Origin of the sequence: Labrys sp. LIt4, from assembly GCF_017813775.1 — a bacterium.
Classification (GTDB): domain Bacteria; phylum Pseudomonadota; class Alphaproteobacteria; order Rhizobiales; family Labraceae; genus Labrys; species Labrys okinawensis_A.
In genome coordinates this window covers 31,807-50,678 of sequence record NZ_JAGIPY010000012.1, presented here as the reverse complement: position 1 = coordinate 50,678, position 18,872 = coordinate 31,807, and the positions used below count along the sequence as shown (strand labels likewise).

Below are 18,872 nucleotides of genomic sequence, written 5' to 3'. Positions count from 1 at the left end.
GCTCTTGGAACCACGACGTTTGGGGTAAGAAAGAGGCGGACGAGACGTCCGCGCACCCGGGAAGTTGCTTGCCACCTACCGCTCGATCGCCGCCCGCGCCGCCTTGAAGATGGCGGCCTGCTGCTGCAGGCAGGGCGAGCCGGGCGTGTGGTGCGAGGGCAGCATCCAGGAGCCGCCGACGGCGACGATGTTGCGCACCGCGCCATAAGCCGGCAGCAACGCTGTCTCGATGCCGCCGGTGGTGACGAAGCCGACGCCCTCGAAGATATTGGCGTAGTCGGCCAGCACCACGGGGCCGTTGGAGGCCTCGGAGGGATAATATTTCATCAGAGAATAGCCATATTCGCAGGCCTGCATCGTCTCCGAGGCCGTCTGTACGCCCGGGATATGCGGCAGACCGCTGGCAGCCACCGAGGCCTGCAAGGCGGGCGTGAGGCCGGGGCTGACCGTGAAGTCCGCACCGGCGTCGAGGGCCAGGCGCACATGGCGCGCCAGCAGCATGGTGCCGGCCCCGAACAGGCAATGCGGATAGCGCGCCTTCGCGGCCTTCAATACCGCAGGGGCTTCGGGCGTGCGGAAGAGGATCTCGATCACCGGCGCACCTGCTGCCACCAGGCCGTCGATGTCGGCGAGGCCTTCATCCGCATCCTTGATCGCCATCACCGGCAGGATCGGGGTTTCGGCGAGGCGGGCCCGCAATTCGGCAACACTTGTCATCTTTCCTCCAGACCTGTTCTTTCCAGACCCGACAGCACCGCCTCCACCTCGGGCCGGTCGGGCGTGCCCAGCCGCCCGCCGAAACTGCGGCATTTCAGGGCGGCAGCGACATTGGCGAAGGCGATGGCCCGCGGGATGGGCGCCCCCTCGGCGATGGCGAGGGTGAAGGCGCCATGGAAGACGTCGCCCGCCGCCAGCGTATCGACCGCCTCGACCGCAGGCGGGCGCAACTGCTCGACCCGGTCGCTTTCGCGGTCGAGCCAGAAGCAGCCGTCCGGGCCGGCGGTGACGGCGAGAAAGCCGGCAAAACGCCCGGCCAGCGCACGCAGGGCTGGGCCGGGGCTCGATGCGCCGCTCAGCGCCAGCGCGGCCGGTTCGGAGAAGACGACGTGGCTGGCCAGCTCGGCAAGTTCGACCGTCACGCCGGCGGGGCCGGTATCGGCGTCGAGCACGGCGGGACGGCCGGCGGCGCGCGCCGCCTTGAGCACGGCGGCCGCGCCCTCGGGCCAGCGTATGTCGACCAGCGCGGCGTCGGCGCGGGCGACCAGTTCGAGCGGCAGCCAGGATGGGTCCTGGCCGAGCGCCGGATCGTAATAGGGCACCACCAGCCTTTCGCCATGGCGGTCGACCAGCACGGTCGAGATCGGCGAGCGTGCGCCTCGGGCCCGGCGGATGAAGCGGCAGTCGATGCCGGCCGCCGTCAGGTCGGCGACGATACGCTCGCCGATCGCGTCGTCGCCGACGCGCGAGAGCAGGGCGCTGCGGCCGCCCAGCCGGGCAATCGCGGCGGCGGCGCTGGCGGCCATGCCATGGGCCACCTCGGTGACCCGGCTGGGCAGGACCTTGCCGGGGCCGCTCGGCAGGCTGTCGAGCTGGAAGATCGAATCGAAGGAAGAGGCGCCGCAGCACACCACATGCACGATCTTGCCGGCTGACTCAGGCACCGCTCTCTCCCTGCGCGATGAAAAACGTCATCGGACGAAGGAGGCCGCAGCGCGGTATTCGAGCGGATGATCGCATTTGTCATAGCATTGCCAGGGCGGGCGGTGGAAGACCGCCGTCCGGCCGGCGCCGCGACTTTTTCGACCGCATGCCACATCGGCCTCGACGCCGGCTGAGCGAAGGCATAGAACCGCCGGATGGCCAAGTTCTTCTATATTCTCGTGCCCTTCGCCATCCTGGCGGTCGCCATCGTGCTCGGCATGGGCCTGCACAACATGCTCAAGGGCGGCGATGGCTGGCGCTCCCAGCGCCTGATGCAGATGCGCGTCCTGCTGCAGGCAGTGGCGATCATCATCATCATGGCGGCGATCTATTTTGCCCATCGCTAGCGGAGCGTTGGGCAAACCGCCTCGTGTTTACGTTTGAGTTACATCCGCCCCCTAGGGTCCGCCCGTCCGGTACCTGTTGGGGATAACGTGGTGCCGGCACAAGGCCCGGCCGGATGCTCTCCTGGCCGGGCCACTTGAGGCAGTTGCCTTGTGCTTCCCGGTCCCTGGATTGCGTCGCTGCGCCTGCGATGACAATGATTTTTGAAACCCAAACGAGGTCGGGCAAGCGCAATGGTTCGTCTCAACAAGATCTACACCCGCACCGGTGATGATGGCTCCACCGGGCTCGGCACCGGCGAGCGCCGCTCCAAGGCCGATCTGAGGGTCGAGGCCTATGGCACGGTCGACGAGGCGAACGCCGTGATCGGCCTCGCCCGCCAGCACAGCGCCCGCGAGGACGCGGACGTCGATGCCATGCTCGCCCGCATTCAGAACGATCTGTTCGATCTCGGCGCGGATCTGTGCACGCCCGAGGGCGGCGAGAAGGAGATCACCTGGACGCCGCTGCGTATCGTGCAGGCCCAGGTCGACCGGCTGGAGCAGGAGATCGATGCCATGAATGCCGATCTCGCGCCGCTGAAGAGCTTCGTGCTGCCGGGCGGCACGCCCTGTGCCAGCTATCTGCACCTGGCTCGCACCGTCAGCCGCCGGGCTGAAAGGGTGATGGTGGCGCTGTCGCAATCGGTGGGCGAACTCGTCTCCGCCGAGGCGCTCGCCTATGTCAACCGCCTTTCCGATCATCTGTTCGTGGCCAGCCGCTACCTCAACCACAAGGCCAGCGGCGACGTGCTCTGGGTGCCGGGGGCGAACAGGTAGGCAGCGCCTTTCTCCCGCAAGGGGGAGAAGGCATTCGCCCGATCTGCCGTCATGTCTGCGCAATCATTGCGCGTAATTAATCCTGCCGCACCCCATTTCGGCCGGTTTGGCCATCTTTCATTTACCTTGATGAATCATGATCGAGGCCATGAAAAAGACAGTCCTGCCCGCCCTTGCGCTGCTCGCCCTCTCCGCCCTGCCGGCGTCGGCCGCCTCCTTCCAACAGTGCCTTTCCGCCATCGGCGCGCGCGCCGGTGCGGCGGGTGTGTCGTCATCGGTGATCAGCCGGCAGCTCGGCGGCCTGCAGCCGGACATGACCGTGATCGACGCGATGAACAAGCAGCCCGAGTTCAAGACGCCGATCTGGGACTATATGGCCTCGCTGGTCGATGCGCAGCGCGTGGCCGACGGCAAGCAGATGCTGGCCCGATATGGCTCGGTGCTCTCCGGCGTGCAGCGGCGCTACGGCGTCGATCCGGCCGTGGTGGTGGCGGTGTGGGGCGTCGAATCCAACTATGGCGAGAGCAAGGGCACACGCCCGCTGGTGCAGTCGCTCGCCACGCTTTCCTGCTATGCCGGCCGGCGCCAGGCCTATTTCCAGGGTGAGCTCATCGCCACGCTGAAGATCATCCAGCGCGGCGACGTCAATCCCGATCATCTGGTCGGCTCCTGGGCCGGCGCCTTCGGCAACACCCAGTTCATGCCATCGACCTTCCTGCGCCTGGCCGTGGACGGCGACGGCGACGGTCGCCGCGACGTGGTCGATTCCGTGCCCGATGCGCTCGCTTCCACCGCCAACTACCTGGCCCGCTCCGGCTGGACCGCCGGCACGCGCTGGGGCTATGAGGTGCGCCTGCCGCCCGGTTTCAAGGCGGGGCTGGCCGGCCGCACCAAGAAACGCCCGCTCGGCGCCTGGGCTGCGATGGGTGTGACCCGCATCGACGGCGCTCCGCTGCAGGGTGGCAATGCCCGGGCGGCGATCCTGCTGCCGGCGGGGCCGCAGGGGCCTGCCTTCGTGGTCTTCCGCAATTTCGATGCGATCTATTCCTACAACGCCGCTGAATCCTATGCCCTGGCGATCGCCCACCTGTCGGACCGCATCCGGGGTGGCAGTCCCTTCGCGACGCCCTGGCCGACCGACGATCCCGGCCTGTCGCGGGCGCAGCGCAAGGAGTTGCAGGCCCTGCTGGCTCGCAAGGGCTACGATGTCGGCACGCCCGACGGCTCGATCGGCAACAAGACCATCCAGGCCATCCGCGACGTGCAGCGCCGGCTCGGCCTGCCGGTCACCGGCCACCCTGGGTTGCAGGTCTTGACTGCCCTGAAGCGAGGGTGATCGTCAAAAAGCACTATTTTTCCGGGGGCTAGTTGGCATCAACCATTATGATGATTGCGTCAGCGGTATCACTTGGCCTAGAATGTCGGCGAAAAAAGTTGTAGAACCGCATCATGTCAGCGACCACAGTCATTCATTTCGATCGTTCCGCCAAGGCGGCCACGCCGGAAACTTCGCCTTCGCGCGAGATTTCCTCCCGCGACCACCAGCGCACGGGCTGCCCGTTCCATGACGTGCGTTCGATGCTGCGCGACGTCGGCCTGAGGCCCACCCGCCAGCGCCTGGCGCTGGGTTGGCTGCTGTTCCAGAAGGGCGATCGCCACATCACCGCCGAGATGCTGCATGACGAGGCTTCCAAGGCCCGGGTGCCCGTCTCCCTCGCCACGGTCTACAACACGCTGCACCAGTTCACCGAAGTCGGCCTGCTGCGCGAATTCGCCGTGGACGGGTCGAAGACCTATTTCGACACCAATGTGCACGAGCACCATCATTATTTCGTCGAAGGCGACAATGAGGTGCTCGACATTCCCGGCGAGGTCAACATGGCCGAGATGCCGCAGGTGCCCGCAGGCTATGAAGTTGCCCGCGTCGACGTGATCGTGCGCCTGCGCCGCAAGGACTGAGGCGTTCTCCATCGAGTTTGATGAAAACGGCGCGGCTTCACCGCGCCGTTTTCTTTTGCGTGCGCCTCGGGCATGCACATGATGAGCCCGACTGTGGTCTATGGTCGAGGGATCGAACCCAGAGGTGCCGGCGGTGGGCGCATGAATCGCTATCCGATGTTCAACCCGCAGCTGCTGAACAGCTTCGTGTCGGTGTGCGACACCATGAGCTTCACCCGTGCGGCGGAACGCGTGTCCCTGTCGCAGTCCACGGTGAGCCAGCAGATCCGCCGGCTGGAGGAGATGCTCGGCAAGCCGCTGTTCGAACGTTCCTCGCATCAGGTGCAGCTCACCGAGGAAGGCGTGAAGCTATTGGGCTATGCCCGACGCATCATCGCCCTGAACGAGGAAGCGCATGACGCGCTGACCGGCCTGTGGCGTGACGGCGTGCTGCGGCTGGGCATGCCCGAGGATTATACCGTCCCGACCGCCGAATTGCTGGCCGTCTTCAGCAGGGAGCACCCCCATCTCCGGCTCGACGTCGCCAGCGGCCTGAGCGCGGACTTGCATAATGCCTATGCGCGGGAGGAGCTCGATCTCATCCTGGTCAAGCAGCGCCGCCGTCAACCGCCGCGTGCTGCCAGGCCCGAGCCCCTGCTCTGGCTCGACAGCCTTGCCTTTCCAGCCATCGAGCAGGCCCCGGTTCCGCTGGCGGTATTCCCGCCCAACGGCCTCTATCGCGAGGAGCTGTGCCAGGCGCTCGACGCCCTCGGCCGGCGCTGGCGTGTCGGCTACAGCAGCGCCAGCCTGGCCGCGCTCATGGCCGCTTCGGCTGCCGGTCTCGGCGTCACCCTGCTGCCCGCCGGCTGCCGGCTGCCCAGCCACCGCATATTGGGCGAAGCCGAAGGTCTGCAGCCGGTGACCGATTTCGAACTGGCGGTCTATTATCGCGAAGGTGCCGCCGATGCCGTCGTCACCCTGGCGGAGCGGCTGATCGCCTTCTGCGGGCTGGAAGCATAGGCCCGAAAATCCCGGGTTCTTCTCGCATGAACGGCCTGGCCCTCATTGGCTGTCCTTGCGCTGGCTTCGTCATTGCCGAATCGAATGATCAGCATTGGCAAATGTCGCTGCCATCGTCGCGGGCCCCCTCGTAAATTGGGAGCCAGACCATCCAGCGAGGGCAGGAAACCACCGTGGAAAACCACCAGCAGCATAGCCGCAGGGCTTTTCTCAGCCGAACCGGAACACTCACCACCGCCTGGGCCGCCATCGGCATGACCGGCGGCGGCGCCCTGGCTGCGACTACCGGTGCGAGCCATGCCGCCGGTGAGGCCGGGGCCAGCGCGCTCACCGATCGCCATTATTATCTCGCCGGCGTGCGCCTCGAAGAAGGCTTCGAATATGATGGCGAGACGGTGATCGGTACCCGCACGGCGCTCTACACGCTGGAGATCAAGGACGGCAAGATCGCGGCCCTGCATGCGGCCAGTGCCGGGCTGGCCGACGACCTGCCGCGCTACCAGGCCCATGGCCAGCTCCTGCTGCCGGCGATGCGCGACATGCACATCCACCTCGACAAGACCTTCTATGGCGGACCCTGGCAGGCCCCGCGGCCGCGCCAGGGCAAGACCATCATGGATATGATCGCGCTGGAGCAGAAATTGCTGCCTGAGCTGCTGCCGACCTCCCAGCAGCGCGCCGAGGGACTGATTGCCCTGCTGCAGTCCAAGGGCAGCACGGTGGCGCGCAGCCATTGCAACATCGATCCGGTCAGCGGCCTCAGGAGCCTGGAACATCTGCAGCGCGCGCTGGAAAACCACCGCAGCGATTTTACCTGCGAGATCGTTGCCTTTCCCCAGCACGGTCTGCTGCATTCCAAGGTCGACGGCCTGATGCGCGAAGCGATGGGCATGGGCGTACAGCATGTGGGCGGCCTCGACCCGACCAATGTCGACGGCGCCATGGAAAAATCGATCGACGCCATGTTCCAGATCGCCCTCGACACCGGCAAGGGGGTCGACATCCATTTGCACGAGACCAGCCCGGCCGGCGTGGCGGCGATCAATTACATGGTCGACACGGTGGAGAAGAACCCGCCGCTCAAGGGCAAGCTCACCATCAGCCATGCCTTCGCACTTACCACGCTCTCGCCGCAGGCGCTGTCCGAACTCGCCACACGCTTTGCCGCGCAGGGCATCACCATCGCTTCGACGGTGCCGATCGGCAGTCTGATGATGCCGCTGCCGCAGCTCGGCGAGAAGGGGGTCTTCGTGATGACCGGCACCGACAGCGTGATCGATCACTGGTCGCCCTTCGGCAGCGGCGATATGCTGGAGAAGGCCAATCTCTACGCGCAGCTCTACCGGGGCTCCGACGAATTCCATCTCTCGCGCTCGCTGTCGATCGCCACCGGCGGCGTGCTGCCGCTGGACGACAGCGGCAAGCGCGCCTGGCCGAAGGCCGGCGACGACGCGGCCTTCACGCTGGTTCCCGCCAGTTGCTCGGCCGAGGCGGTGGCCCGCATGCCGGCGCGCACGGCCACCTTCCACCAGGGCCGCATGGTCTATGGCAGCGTGGGGCAGGCCTGATGGAGGGCTGTGATGCTCGTCCTTGCCGCCCGGCGGCCTTTCTCGACATGGCGCAAGCGAGTTTCAGTGCGAGCGGCGCCTGAGCGCCGCTCCGCGGGGAGCCGGTTCAATCGGCAATTTCGACCACCAGCTCGACCTCGACCGGCAGGCCGAGGGGCAGGCTGGCGACCCCGAGCACGACCCGGCCCGACAGCATTTCGGCACCGAAGACCTTGAGAAGAAGCTCGGAGGCGCCGTCGGCAACTTTCGGATGCTCCCGGAAATCGCCTTGCGTGGCAATATAGACGCCGAGCTTGGCGACGCCGGTCACCTTGTCGAGCGAACCGAGCTCCTGCCTGATGACGGCGAGGGCGCTGCGGGCGGCCAGTTCGGCAGCCTGGTAGCCCTGCTCGGCAGTAAGTTCGCCGCCGAGGCGTCCGATGAATTGCGGCTTGCGGTCGATCACCGGCAGCATTCCGCTCAGGAAGAGCAGCCGGCCGATCCTGACGCCCTCGACATAGGCGCCGAACGGCGCGGGAGGCGGGGGAAGAGCGATGCCGAGTTCCTCCAGCCGCCGTTCCGCGCCGGCAGCCGCCGCTATATCCGGCCTTACCATTTGCCCAGATGTGCGCCGCCGTCGACGTGCAGCACCTCCCCGGTTATGCGCGGAGCCTCGGTCAGGAAGAGAACCGCCCCGACGATTTCCTCGACAGCGGAAATGCCGGGCATGGGCGACAAGGCATTGATGAAATCCCTTGGGCTGTCTTTATGAAGCGGGGTGTCGACCACCCCAGGGGCGACCGTGTTCACGCGGATGCCCTCGCCCGCATATTCCATGGCGATGTTCTTGGACAACGCCTCGATGCCTCCCTTGGTCGCCATGGCGACCGAGGCGTTGACGCCGGCGATCGGATGATCGGCCAGGGGCGTGGTGATGCTGACGATGCTGCCGCCGCTCTTCTGCGTGAGCATCTGCCGGACAACCGCTTGGGTGAGGTGCAGGAAGCCTTCCACATTGGTGGCGGCGAGCCGGCGGTAATCCTCCAGCGTGTAGTCGACGAAGGGCTTGGTGAAGAAGATGCCGGCATTGTTGACCAGGGCATCGATCCGCCCGAAGCGGGCGAGTGCGGTTTCGACCACGCGCTGAGCGGTGGCGGGGTCGGCTATATCGCCGTCGACGCGGGCCAGCCTCTCGGAAGCCCGGATTTCATCCGTTTCGGAAACCCGCCGCGATGTCGCGACGACGGCGTAGCCTTGGTCGAGGAAGGCGTTGGCGAGGCCTGCGCCGATGCCCTGCGAAGCACCGGTGACGATGACGACTTTGTTTGTCATTTGAGTTCTCCACGAGTTGGTTTGCTCTCGTGGGAAGAATTTGCGCTGCCGCCAGTCTTTTGATTAGATGGAAATATATGGAATCAATTTTCCATCCATGCAAAAATCCCGGAATGGCCGATCTCAACGACATCGCCGTTTTCGCGAAGGTGGCGCAGTTCGAAAGCTTCAGCCGCGCCGCCCACGCGCTCGGCATGCCGGTCTCCACCGTCAGCCGCAAGGTGAGCGCGCTCGAGGAACAATTGGGCGTGACGCTGCTGCAGCGGACGACGCGCAAATTGACGCTCACGAGCCAGGGGCGAGCCTATTACCAGCAATGCAGCGAGCCACTCGTCCAGCTCGAGGATGCCGAGCGGGTGCTCGTCCAGGCGCAGAGAAGGCCGGAGGGCCTGCTCCGGATTTCCGTGCCGGTGATCATGGGGCAGGAGCCCTTTTACGACTTCATCTCGTCCTTCCTGAAGGCCTTTCCGCAGATCCAGGTCGATCTCGTCGTCACCAATGTCTTTCTCGACCTGATCGCCGAGAATGTCGATGTGGCCATCCGCTTCGGGGAACTGCAGGATTCCAGCATCATCGCCCAGCGCATCGGCAAGAGCGTGCGCTATGTCGTGGCGACGCCGGGCTATCTGGGGGGGCGCGACCGGCCGGCCAAGCCGGAAGATCTCGCCCGCCATCGCTGCGTGCTGATGAACGGGCGCAACAACGAAGCCGAATGGCATCTGGTCAATGGCCGCAGGGCCGTGAAAATCCAGGTTTCCGGGCCGATCGCCAGCCGCGATTTCCAGGCCGTGAGTGCCTTCACCTATAAGGGGCACGGGATCGGGCTCTTGCCCTCGACCTATTGCGACGAACGCATCGAGAGCGGCGAACTCGTGCGCCTCCTGCCGGATTGGTCTTCGCCCGAGATCTTCGTGCATGCCGTCTACCAGACGCGACGCTTCCTTCCAGCAAAACTGCAGGCCTTCCTCGATGCCCTAAAGGCTTGGAAGAGCCCGCTTTGGATAAAGCTGCGGTGACGCCGGTTGCCGCAGCGCCCGATCGTCAGCGGCATCGACTTCAGAGTTTCAGCCAGTCGAGCGTGCCCAGGGAGATCAGAGTCGCGGCCAGGATGGCGCCGGCATAGATCAGGCTGTGGCGCCAGCTCTGCAGCGGCGAGCGCTGGCGAAGCAAGGCGGGGCGGGCGAGGATGAAGGCAGCGATCAGCAGCGCCACCACCAGCCCGCCATGCTGGATGCCGGTGGCCAGGTCATGCAGGATCACCATGCTGCAGATCAGCAAGGTCGGAAACCAGGCATGCCGGAACTCGGTGCGAAGCTTGGCGAGCAAGGGGGCAAATGGCTGCATGATATCCTCAAGAGCAATAGTTCGGCCGCGTTCTGAAAGCTGAGGTTGGCGGAGTAGATGCCGATTGCGGCGCGAGCGTGCCGTGTCGATGGTCACACGGCGGAAATCGCGAGGAATCGTGGTGTCAGGCCCGGGAATCCGGGATCAGCCTTAATAAAGCGTTAAAAATCGAGCCGATTTGGCCGTCCCTGCCGAACCCTGCCTTCGAGGCGCCAAATCCCGCATTCCCGGCATGGCTGCCGGCGCCAAATAGGCAGTAGCGGCCTGACTGGAATCCTTCTATAAACGCACCATCCCGCGCCGCACAAATCGCCTCGCGAGCGCGAATTCCGCTGACCTATCATAGGCTTGGGGACCTTCCTCGGCCTTTTTCAGGGAACCTGCCATGGCCTCTCTCGACAGCTTCAAAGCCCGCAAGACACTTCAGGTGGGCTCGAAGACCTATACCTACTATTCCTTGAAGGCAGCGGAAGCGAACGGTCTTCCCGGCATTTCCGCCTTGCCGGTCTCCATGAAGGTCCTGCTCGAGAACCTCCTGCGCTTCGAGGATGGCCGCAGCGTTTCCAAGGGCGATATCGAAGCCATCGCCGCCTTCCTCACCAATCGCGGCAAGGCCGAGCGCGAGATCGCCTTCCGGCCCGCCCGCGTGCTGATGCAGGACTTCACCGGCGTGCCGGCCGTGGTCGATCTCGCGGCCATGCGCGATGCCATGAAGGCCCTGGGCGGCGATCCCACCCGCATCAACCCGCTGGTGCCGGTGGACCTGGTCATCGACCACTCCGTCGTCGTCGATTATTTCGGCAACAACGACGCCTTCAAGAACAACGTCGCCCGCGAATATGAGCAGAACCAGGAGCGCTACCGCTTCCTGAAATGGGGACAGTCGGCTTTCGACAATTTCCGCGTGGTGCCGCCGGGCACGGGCATCTGCCATCAGGTCAATCTCGAATATCTGGCGCAGGCGGTCTGGACCAAGGAAGAGGACGGCACCACCGTCGCCTACCCCGACACGCTGGTGGGCACCGACAGCCACACCACCATGGTCAACGGCCTGGGCGTGCTCGGCTGGGGTGTCGGCGGCATCGAGGCTGAAGCCTCCATGCTCGGCCAGCCCAACTCCATGCTGATCCCCGAAGTGATCGGCTTCCGTCTCACCGGCAAGCTGCCGGCCGGCGTCACCGCCACCGACCTCGTGCTCACCGTCACCCAGATGCTCCGCAAGAAGGGCGTGGTCGGCAAGTTCGTGGAGTTCTTCGGTCAGGGTCTCGACGCCATGACGCTGGAGGACAAGGCCACCATCGCCAATATGGCGCCGGAATATGGCGCGACCTGCGGCTTCTTCCCTGTCGATGCCGAGACGCTGCGCTATCTCGACAAGTCGGGCCGCGATGCCGACCGTATCGCCCTGGTCGAGGCCTATACCAAGGAACAGGGCATGTTCCGCACAGCCTCGAGCTTCGATCCCGTGTTCACCGACATCCTCGAGCTGGATCTGGCCACCGTGCTGCCCTCGCTCGCCGGTCCCAAGCGTCCGCAGGACCGCGTGCTGCTCTCCGACGCCAAGGCTGGCTTCCTCGCCGCCCTTGAAGGCGAATTCAAGAAGCCGGGCGAAGCCGGCAAGACCCAGGCCGTCGCCGGAACCGACTATGCCATTGGCCATGGCGCCGTGACCATCGCCGCCATCACCTCCTGCACCAACACCTCCAATCCCTCGGTGCTGGTCGCGGCCGGCCTGCTCGCCCGCAAGGCTGCGGCCAAGGGTCTGAGGTCCAAGCCCTGGGTCAAGACCTCGCTCGCGCCGGGATCGCAGGTGGTGGAGGCTTATCTCAGCCAGTCCGGTCTGCAGAAGGACCTCGATGCCCTCGGCTTCAACCTCGTGGGCTTCGGCTGCACCACCTGCATCGGCAATTCGGGTCCGTTGCCCGAGCCGATCTCCGAGGCCGTCAACAAGGGTGACATCGTCGCCGCCGCCGTGCTCTCAGGCAACCGCAACTTCGAAGGCCGGGTCAATCCGGACGTGAAGGCCAACTACCTGGCATCGCCCCCGCTGGTGGTCGCCTATGCCCTGGCCGGCTCGCTTCAGGTCGACCTCACGCTGGAGCCGCTCGGCACCGGCAGCGACGGCAAGCCTGTCTTCCTCTCCGATATCTGGCCCGATGGCGCCGAAATCCAGGCGGTGATCGACGAGTTCGTCACGCAGGCGATGTTCAAGTCCAAATATGCCGACGTCTTCAAGGGCGACGAAAACTGGCAGAAGATCTCCGCACCGGCTGGGCAGACCTATGCCTGGGACGAGCGCTCCACCTATGTGCAGAACCCGCCCTATTTCGAGGGCATGACCAAGACGCCCGTGCCGCCGACCGACGTGCACAAGGCCCGTGTCCTCGGCCTCTTCCTCGACTCGATCACCACCGACCACATTTCCCCGGCCGGTTCGATCAAGGCGGCGAGCCCGGCGGGCGAATATTTGCGCGACCACCAGGTCCGCCCGGTGGACTTCAACCAGTACGGCACCCGCCGCGGCAACCATCAGGTGATGATGCGCGGCACCTTCGCCAATATCCGCATCAAGAACCAGATGCTGCCGGGTATCGAAGGGGGCCTCTCGATCCACTATCCCGATGGCGTGGAAGCGCCGATCTATGACGTCGCCATGCGCTACAAGGCCGAGGGCGTGCCGCTGGTGGTATTCGCCGGCAAGGAATACGGCACCGGCTCCTCGCGTGACTGGGCCGCCAAGGGCACCAAGCTGCTCGGCGTGCGCGCCGTGATCGCCCAGAGCTTCGAGCGCATTCACCGCTCCAACCTGGTCGGCATGGGCGTGGTGCCCTTCACCTTCGCCGAAGGCACTTCCTGGCAGACGCTCGGCCTTAAGGGCGACGAGACCGTGACGATCGAGGGTATCGAGACGATCAAGCCGCGCGCCACCATCGAGGCCGAGATCACCTTCGCCGACGGCAAGACCGTCAGGGTGCCGCTTTTGTGCCGCATCGACACGCTGGATGAGCTCGACTACTTCAAGAATGGCGGCATCCTGCAGTTCGTGCTGCGGAACCTGGCGGCCTAATCCTGGTTTACCCTCCCCGCGCAACTCGAGAGAGTTGCGGACCAGGGGAGGGTATTGGCCGAGTGGTCCACGCTTCAAGGAGATCCCATGTTCCCAGACAGTCTCATAGCCGGTTACAAGTCCTTCCTCGGTGATCGTTTTTCCCGGGAACGGCAGCGCTATGAGTCGCTGGCGACCACAGGGCAGAGCCCGGAAGTCCTGGTGATCGGCTGCTGCGACTCGCGCGTCTCGCCCGAAGTGATCTTCGATGCAGGGCCGGGCGAGCTGTTCGTGGTGCGCAACGTCGCCAACATCGTGCCGCCCTACGAAGTAGGCGGCCAGTTCCACGGCACCAGCGCCGCGCTGGAATTCGCGGTCGAAGCGCTCAAGGTCAAGCATATCGTGATCATGGGCCATGCCAGCTGCGGCGGTATCCGCTCCTTCGCCGAGAAGCGGGCGCCGCTCTCCTCCGGTGACTTCATCGGCAAGTGGATGTCGATCATCGCACCGGCGCTCGACACGCTCGAGGACCCCGGTGAGACGCCGTCCGATGACTATGTGACCCGGCTCGGCTTGGCCGCGGTGGAGCAGAGCCTGGCCAATCTGATGACCTTCGGCAGCGTGCGCCGTCGCGTCGATGCCGGCGAGCTGCAGCTTCACGGCGCCTATTTCGGTATCGCTTCCGGCCACCTGCTGGTGCGCGACCCCAAGACCCGCCGCTTCGAGGCGGTAGTGAGCGATATCGGTACGCCGCCGTCCCTGTTGCGCTGCGACTGAGCCCCAGCGGTCCCGCGAAGGGCGCCCTTATAACTTCCTTACGCGTCACGCTCAAAATATTATACAATATTTATTTGTATAATATGCGCCGTATTTCGTAAAATGCCATCGATGTCAGTCTCGTCGACCAATCGTCGGCGAGGCCTGACGACGCCTTTCTCCTCTTCGCCGGCGAATGCGCTCCAGTGCCGCCGCAAGAACGAGGCATTTTTAGAACTGCATCCATCATGTCGAAGTCAGTCTCGAGAAAACTGGATCTGGTATCCAGGGTAACCATTCACGTCTTCGCCGCCGAAGTCCTCTTCGCGGCTCTGCTGGCGGCTTCTGGTTCGAAAGCCTTTGCGCCGACCTTTGCCGTGCTGCTCACCTTTCTTGCGGTGATACAGGTGATGGCCGCTCTCGGCGCATGCCGTCGCGCCCCATCCTCCTCGCTGACGGAATGGGACGGGGTCACCTGGCTGTTGCTGGTGGCGACGGGCGCCTTGCTGTTCGCGCGGTGATTTCGGCTCGATGAGACGTGCCTTTACAGCGGCGGCAGGCGCCGCTTCACCGGCTGTGACTTGACGATGGCGGTGTTCGTCTCGGCCTTGTCGATCAGGCGGTCGAGGATTTCGTCCAATTGCTCGATCGAGCGCAGATGCAGCCGGGCGACGAAGCAGTCGTCGCCCGTGACCTTGTCGCATTCGGAAAATTCCGGGATTTCCTCGATCAGCCTCTGCACCCGGGGCAACTGGCCGGGCAAAGGGCGGATGCGGACGATCGCCTGCAGCGTATAGCCGAGGGCCTGCGAATCCACGTCCACGGTGAAGGCGCGGATCACGCCGCGCTCCTCCAGGCGCTTGAGCCGCTCGGAGGTCGAGGGGGAGGACAGGTTCACCCGGCTCGCCAGTTCCTTCAGCGAGATGCGGGCATTCTCGACCAGGATGTCGACGATGCGCTTATCCATTTCATCAAGCATGATGCCAATTCGCAATTTATCCTTCGTAATTTAGGACAATGCCATAGCTGGCCTAATCCGATCCATATAAATCCGCAAAGCGTCCGAATAGACTCCGATCTCCATTGAGAGGTGATGTCATGGACAAGCTCCGCGGAACGGCCGAGATGACGGCGGCCATGATCATATCGGGGACGATCGGCTGGTTCGTCATCCTGTCGGGCCAGCCGGTCATCGACGTGGTGTTCTGGCGCTGCCTGTTCGGTGCCGGTACGCTCGCCTTGATCTGCCTGGGGCTCGGCCTTTTCAAGCGCGACGTCATTACGGGGCGGCAGATCGGGCTGGCCGTGATCGGCGGCGTCGCCATCGTGGCGAACTGGCTGATGCTGTTCGCCGCCTATCCGCGTGCCTCGATCTCGATCGCCACCGCGGTCTACAACACCCAGCCCTTCATGCTGGTGGGCTTCGGCGTGCTGTTCTTTGCGGAGAAGCTGACGGCCTCCAAAGCGTTCTGGCTCGGCCTCGCCTTTGCCGGCATGCTCGGTATCGTGCAGGCCAAAAGCGGCGCTGACGGCACCGACTATCTGGCCGGCATTGGCCTGGCGCTCGGCGCCGCCTTCTTCTATGCCATCGCCGCTCTGGCCGCCAAGAAGCTCAAGGGGGTGCCGCCGCATCTGATCGCGCTGATTCAGGTGATCGTCGGCCTGGCGATGCTGGCCCCGCTCGCTGACCTGTCCCATCCGTCCACGGGCGTGCAGATTTGGTCGATGCAGACTTGGGCGATTTTGGGCACGCTCGGCATCGTCCATACCGGGCTGATGTATATCCTGCTCTATGGCGCCATCCAGAAACTGCCGACCAGCCTCACCGGCGCGCTCTCCTTCATCTATCCGGTGGTGGCGATCCTGGTCGACCTCATCGCCTTCGACCATCGCCTGGACTGGCTGCAGATGGCCGGCGCCGGCGCCATCCTGGTCGCGGCCGCCGGCATGACGCTCGGCTGGTCGCCGTTGCGGCGGAACGAGGCGGCGGCACCGATTCCGCCAAATCCCAAAACGCTTTAGCTCCCAATCCTGAGCAGGAGGACGCCGAAAAGGGCGGCGGCGATGCCGAGCCATTGCAGCGGCGACAATCTTTCGCCACGTAGCACCACGCCCAGGGCGGCGGTCACGGCACCGGACAGGGTGCTCAGCACGGTGACCACCGCGACCGCCCCGGTGAGCGCGCCCAGAGCCAGCGCGCCGAAGCCGCACAGGCTGAGCAGGCCGATCGCGGTGACGAGAAGCCAGAGCGATGAAGGCGGCAGCCGGAATTCGGCCGGCTGCGCCGTCAGCAGGCCGGCGAGGCAGACCAGGTTGGTGGCATAGAGCAGCCACAGCGTCGCGGGGGTGCCGAGCCTGGGCAGGGCCAGGTGCCCCTGCAGCCAGAAGCCGACGCCGAAGAGCAGGGCCGCCGCCAGTGCCAGGCGCAGCGGAGCCTTCGAGCCTGCCGAAGCCCTGCCGTCATCCGGCGCATAAACCGTGCAGGGTACCCCGATGAAACAGAGCGCCAGGCCCGCCAGCGCCCATCGGTCCAGAATCTCGCCGGTCGCCAGCGACAGCAAGGTGGTGACCACGCCATAGGTGGCGGTGAGGGGTGCCACCAGGGCGGCCTTGCCCCGGGCCAGGGCCGACATCAGAGCAAGCATGGCCAGAAAGTTGCTGAGAGCGGCGGCAAGGCCCCACAGCCAAGCCTCCGGCGGCGCCGACGCCATCTGGCTGCGGATGGCGGGCAGGAATGCGATCAGCAGCGACAGGCCGGCAAAACCGACGGCCTGGCTGAAGAACAGGGACCAGCGCACCCCGAGCGCCCGCGCCGCCGCGCCGCCGAGGAAATCCGTGCCGCCCCAGCACAGGGCTGCCGCCAGGCCGAGAAGAATCGCCATGTTCGCATCCGGCTGTCCGGCCAGGAGAGGGCGCATACTTCCTTCAGGGCTCCGCCCCTCCTAGCCGCGGCCGGAGACTCCCATTGCCGGCCGAGGAACGCTGGCGGCATCCCTCAAACGAAACATCACTCCATGCCTTCGAGCTCGACGATCATGCTCTCGATCAGATTGAGCCCGATCTGCCAGAAGGCCGGGTCGCGCGCGTCGAGGCCGAAGGGTGCGAGCAGTTCGGAATGGTGCTTGGTGCCGCCGGCCGCCAGCATGGCGAGGTAGCGTTCGGCAAAACCCTCATGGGCCTTCTCATAGACGGCATAGAGCGAATTCACCAGGCAATCGCCGAAGGCGTAGGCATAGACGTAGAAGGGTGAATGGATGAAGTGCGGGATATAGGTCCAGAAGGTCTCGTAGCCCGGCCCGATCTTGATGGCCGGTCCCAGACTGTCCGTCTGCACCGACAGCCAGATTTCGCCGAGGCGGTCGGCGGTCAATTCGCCCTGGCGGCGTTCGACATGCACCTTGCGCTCGAAGGAATAGAAGGCGATCTGGCGCACGACCGTGTTGATCATGTCCTCCACCTTGGCGGCGAGCATGGCCTTCTTCTGCGCCGGGCTTGCAGCCTGGGCGAGCAAAGCGCGGAAGGTCAGCATCTCCCCGAACACCGAGGCGGTCTCGGCCAAGGTCAGCGGCGTCGGTGCCATCAGCGCGCCGTTATGGCCCGCCAGCACTTGGTGGACGCCGTGGCCGAGCTCGTGGGCCAGCGTCATCACGTCGCGCGTCTTGCCCTGGTAGTTGAGGAGCACATAGGGATGGGCCGAGGGCACCGTCGGGTGGGCGAAGGCGCCGGGGGCCTTGCCGGGGCGGACGGGTGCGTCGATCCAGTTCTCGTCGAAGAAGCGCTGGGCGATGCCGGCCATGCGCGGTGAGAAACCAGCATAGGCTTCCAACACGGTGCTGCGCGCATCTTCCCACTTGATCGGCGTGCTCTCGACCTTGGGCAGCGGGGCGTTGCGATCCCAATGGTTGAGCTGGTCGAGCCCGAACCACCTGGCCTTGAGGCGATAATAGCGATGCGACAGCCGCGGATAGGCTTCCTGCACCGCCGAGACCAGGGCGTCCACCACCTCGCGCTCGACCCGGTTCGACAGATGGCGGAAATCGGCGACGTCCTCGAAACCGCGCCAGCGATCGGAGATCTCCTTGTCCTTGGCCAGCGTGTTGGTGATCAGGGTGAACAGCCTGAGATTGTCCTTGAAGGTGCGGGCGAGGGCATGCGCCGCCTTCTCGCGCTTGGCCGGGGAGGGGTCCTGGAGCAGGTTCAGGGTCGGCTCCAGCGTCAGTTCCTGGCTGTCCTCCACCCGGAAGCGCAGGCCCGAGATCGTCTCGTCGAACAGGCGGTTCCAGGCCCCGCGCCCGGTCACCGACTTGTCGTGGAACAATTGTTCGACGCGGTCCTCGAGCTGGTAGGGCTTTTCGATGCGGATATCGTCGAGCCAGGGCTTCCAATGAGCGAGCGCCTCGTCCTTGACCGCCTCGGCCAAGGCAGCATCGTCGATACGGTTGAGCTCCAGCGTGAAGAACAGGAGGTGGGAGGACGCCGTGGTCAGCTTGTCCTGCACGTCGCCATAGAATTTGGCGCGGGCGGGATCGGTGGTGTCGCCGGCATAGACCAGGCCGGCGAAGGAGGCGATGCGCCCCAGCCTGTCCTCGATGCCTTCATAGGTCTTGATGATGGCTGCGAGACGGCGGGCGCCATCCGTGCCTGCCAGGATCTCGGCGAGCCTGCCCTTATGGGCCTCCTCGAAGGCAAGGCAGTCGGCCTGCCCCCGGTCGAGATCGGCGCTGATTTCCGGCGAATCGATGCCCGGATAGAGATCGGCGAGATTCCATTCCGGCAATCGGCCGAGTTCACCGCCCTTCCGGTCGGGCTTGGTCTGCGGCGAATCGGCTTTGGCCACCCCGGATGAGGTGGAGCCCGAGGATGCGGAAAAAGATTGGCCGGCCATGAAAACTCCTTGAGACCACCGATGCGCCTTTGCGGTTCCGGCGCTCGCCGCCAAATCGAAAGACGCTGTAGCCGGGCCAGCGATGCGGCCCCGTGATGGTCTCACATATCGCCGTTCGCGGCGGTGGTTTCAACCGTCTC

At 65.1% G+C, this 18,872-nt stretch carries 19 protein-coding genes; 11 read left to right on the top strand and 8 right to left on the bottom strand.

Translation table 11 applies throughout. The features are described 5' to 3' along the window. Positions 1 to 75: 75 nt before the first annotated feature. Both eda and J8I29_RS20920 read right to left on the bottom strand, forming a co-directional pair. Positions 76 to 717 (bottom strand): bifunctional 4-hydroxy-2-oxoglutarate aldolase/2-dehydro-3-deoxy-phosphogluconate aldolase, encoded by a 642-nt coding sequence (gene eda, locus J8I29_RS20925; RefSeq protein ID WP_209433131.1) that lies wholly within the window; start codon positions 715 to 717, stop codon positions 76 to 78. After that, on the bottom strand, positions 714 to 1,661 hold the full coding sequence (locus tag J8I29_RS20920; RefSeq protein WP_209433130.1) for a PfkB family carbohydrate kinase: 948 nt from the start codon (positions 1,659 to 1,661) through the stop codon (positions 714 to 716). Before J8I29_RS20920 ends, eda begins: the two co-directional genes overlap by 4 nt. Before the next feature lie 195 nt (positions 1,662 to 1,856). Between J8I29_RS20920 and J8I29_RS20915 the strand changes: the two genes are divergently transcribed. The 6 genes from J8I29_RS20915 (at position 1,857) to J8I29_RS20890 (ending at position 7,390) form a co-directional block, all read left to right on the top strand. Then, positions 1,857 to 2,048 (top strand): twin transmembrane helix small protein, encoded by a 192-nt coding sequence (locus J8I29_RS20915; protein ID WP_105864113.1) that lies wholly within the window; start codon positions 1,857 to 1,859, stop codon positions 2,046 to 2,048. 231 nt (positions 2,049 to 2,279) lie between these two features. After that, positions 2,280 to 2,864 carry a cob(I)yrinic acid a,c-diamide adenosyltransferase gene (locus J8I29_RS20910; RefSeq protein ID WP_209433129.1) on the top strand — a complete coding sequence of 195 codons (585 nt, stop codon included), beginning with the start codon at positions 2,280 to 2,282 and terminating at the stop codon, positions 2,862 to 2,864. A gap of 148 nt (positions 2,865 to 3,012) precedes the next feature. Continuing rightward, complete coding sequence (locus tag J8I29_RS20905) at positions 3,013 to 4,200, top strand: lytic murein transglycosylase (RefSeq protein ID WP_209433128.1); 1,188 nt, start codon at positions 3,013 to 3,015, stop codon at positions 4,198 to 4,200. 113 nt (positions 4,201 to 4,313) lie between these two features. After that, entirely contained in the window at positions 4,314 to 4,823 is a 510-nt protein-coding gene (irrA, locus tag J8I29_RS20900) for an iron response transcriptional regulator IrrA (protein ID WP_105864115.1), read from the top strand. A 141-nt stretch (positions 4,824 to 4,964) separates the two neighbouring features. Continuing rightward, on the top strand, positions 4,965 to 5,822 hold the full coding sequence (locus J8I29_RS20895) for a LysR family transcriptional regulator (RefSeq protein ID WP_209433127.1): 858 nt from the start codon (positions 4,965 to 4,967) through the stop codon (positions 5,820 to 5,822). A gap of 173 nt (positions 5,823 to 5,995) precedes the next feature. Beyond that, positions 5,996 to 7,390, top strand: coding sequence for an amidohydrolase family protein (locus J8I29_RS20890; RefSeq protein ID WP_348536104.1), 1,395 nt, complete (start codon positions 5,996 to 5,998; stop codon positions 7,388 to 7,390). Positions 7,391 to 7,496: 106 nt separating this feature from the next. Here the strand turns inward: J8I29_RS20890 and J8I29_RS20885 are convergent, their stop codons facing one another. Both J8I29_RS20885 and J8I29_RS20880 read right to left on the bottom strand, forming a co-directional pair. Further along, the gene (locus tag J8I29_RS20885) at positions 7,497 to 7,985 is read right to left on the bottom strand and encodes a RidA family protein (protein ID WP_209433126.1); all 489 of its coding nucleotides are present in this window, start codon (positions 7,983 to 7,985) and stop codon (positions 7,497 to 7,499) included. After that, positions 7,979 to 8,701 (bottom strand): SDR family oxidoreductase, encoded by a 723-nt coding sequence (locus J8I29_RS20880; RefSeq protein WP_209433125.1) that lies wholly within the window; start codon positions 8,699 to 8,701, stop codon positions 7,979 to 7,981. Before J8I29_RS20880 ends, J8I29_RS20885 begins: the two co-directional genes overlap by 7 nt. A gap of 113 nt (positions 8,702 to 8,814) precedes the next feature. On the opposite strand from J8I29_RS20880, the gene J8I29_RS20875 reads away from it, so the two are divergent. Beyond that, positions 8,815 to 9,717: a LysR family transcriptional regulator gene (locus J8I29_RS20875; protein WP_209433124.1), complete on the top strand. Its 903-nt coding sequence runs from the start codon at positions 8,815 to 8,817 to the stop codon at positions 9,715 to 9,717. A gap of 40 nt (positions 9,718 to 9,757) precedes the next feature. Here J8I29_RS20875 and J8I29_RS20870 read toward each other — a convergent pair whose 3' ends face one another. Beyond that, complete coding sequence (locus tag J8I29_RS20870; RefSeq protein ID WP_209433123.1) at positions 9,758 to 10,045, bottom strand: hypothetical protein; 288 nt, start codon at positions 10,043 to 10,045, stop codon at positions 9,758 to 9,760. Between the two features lie 385 nt (positions 10,046 to 10,430). On the opposite strand from J8I29_RS20870, the gene acnA reads away from it, so the two are divergent. From acnA to J8I29_RS20855, 3 genes are all read left to right on the top strand, one after another. Beyond that, positions 10,431 to 13,112, top strand: coding sequence for an aconitate hydratase AcnA (gene acnA / locus J8I29_RS20865; protein ID WP_209433122.1), 2,682 nt, complete (start codon positions 10,431 to 10,433; stop codon positions 13,110 to 13,112). A gap of 87 nt (positions 13,113 to 13,199) precedes the next feature. Then, positions 13,200 to 13,868 (top strand): carbonic anhydrase, encoded by a 669-nt coding sequence (locus J8I29_RS20860; RefSeq protein ID WP_105864123.1) that lies wholly within the window; start codon positions 13,200 to 13,202, stop codon positions 13,866 to 13,868. Positions 13,869 to 14,095: 227 nt separating this feature from the next. Next, on the top strand, positions 14,096 to 14,368 hold the full coding sequence (locus J8I29_RS20855; RefSeq protein WP_209433121.1) for a hypothetical protein: 273 nt from the start codon (positions 14,096 to 14,098) through the stop codon (positions 14,366 to 14,368). Positions 14,369 to 14,391: 23 nt separating this feature from the next. Here J8I29_RS20855 and J8I29_RS20850 read toward each other — a convergent pair whose 3' ends face one another. After that, positions 14,392 to 14,826: an Lrp/AsnC family transcriptional regulator gene (locus J8I29_RS20850; protein ID WP_209433120.1), complete on the bottom strand. Its 435-nt coding sequence runs from the start codon at positions 14,824 to 14,826 to the stop codon at positions 14,392 to 14,394. 119 nt (positions 14,827 to 14,945) lie between these two features. Between J8I29_RS20850 and J8I29_RS20845 the strand changes: the two genes are divergently transcribed. Continuing rightward, positions 14,946 to 15,869: a DMT family transporter gene (locus J8I29_RS20845; protein ID WP_209433119.1), complete on the top strand. Its 924-nt coding sequence runs from the start codon at positions 14,946 to 14,948 to the stop codon at positions 15,867 to 15,869. On the opposite strand, the gene J8I29_RS20840 is transcribed toward J8I29_RS20845, so the two are convergent. Beyond that, positions 15,866 to 16,729: a DMT family transporter gene (locus J8I29_RS20840; protein ID WP_209433118.1), complete on the bottom strand. Its 864-nt coding sequence runs from the start codon at positions 16,727 to 16,729 to the stop codon at positions 15,866 to 15,868. The genes J8I29_RS20845 and J8I29_RS20840 overlap by 4 nt on opposite strands. Positions 16,730 to 16,854: 125 nt before the next feature. Continuing rightward, positions 16,855 to 18,732: a M3 family oligoendopeptidase gene (locus J8I29_RS20835; protein ID WP_209433117.1), complete on the bottom strand. Its 1,878-nt coding sequence runs from the start codon at positions 18,730 to 18,732 to the stop codon at positions 16,855 to 16,857. Positions 18,733 to 18,872 lie beyond the last annotated feature (140 nt).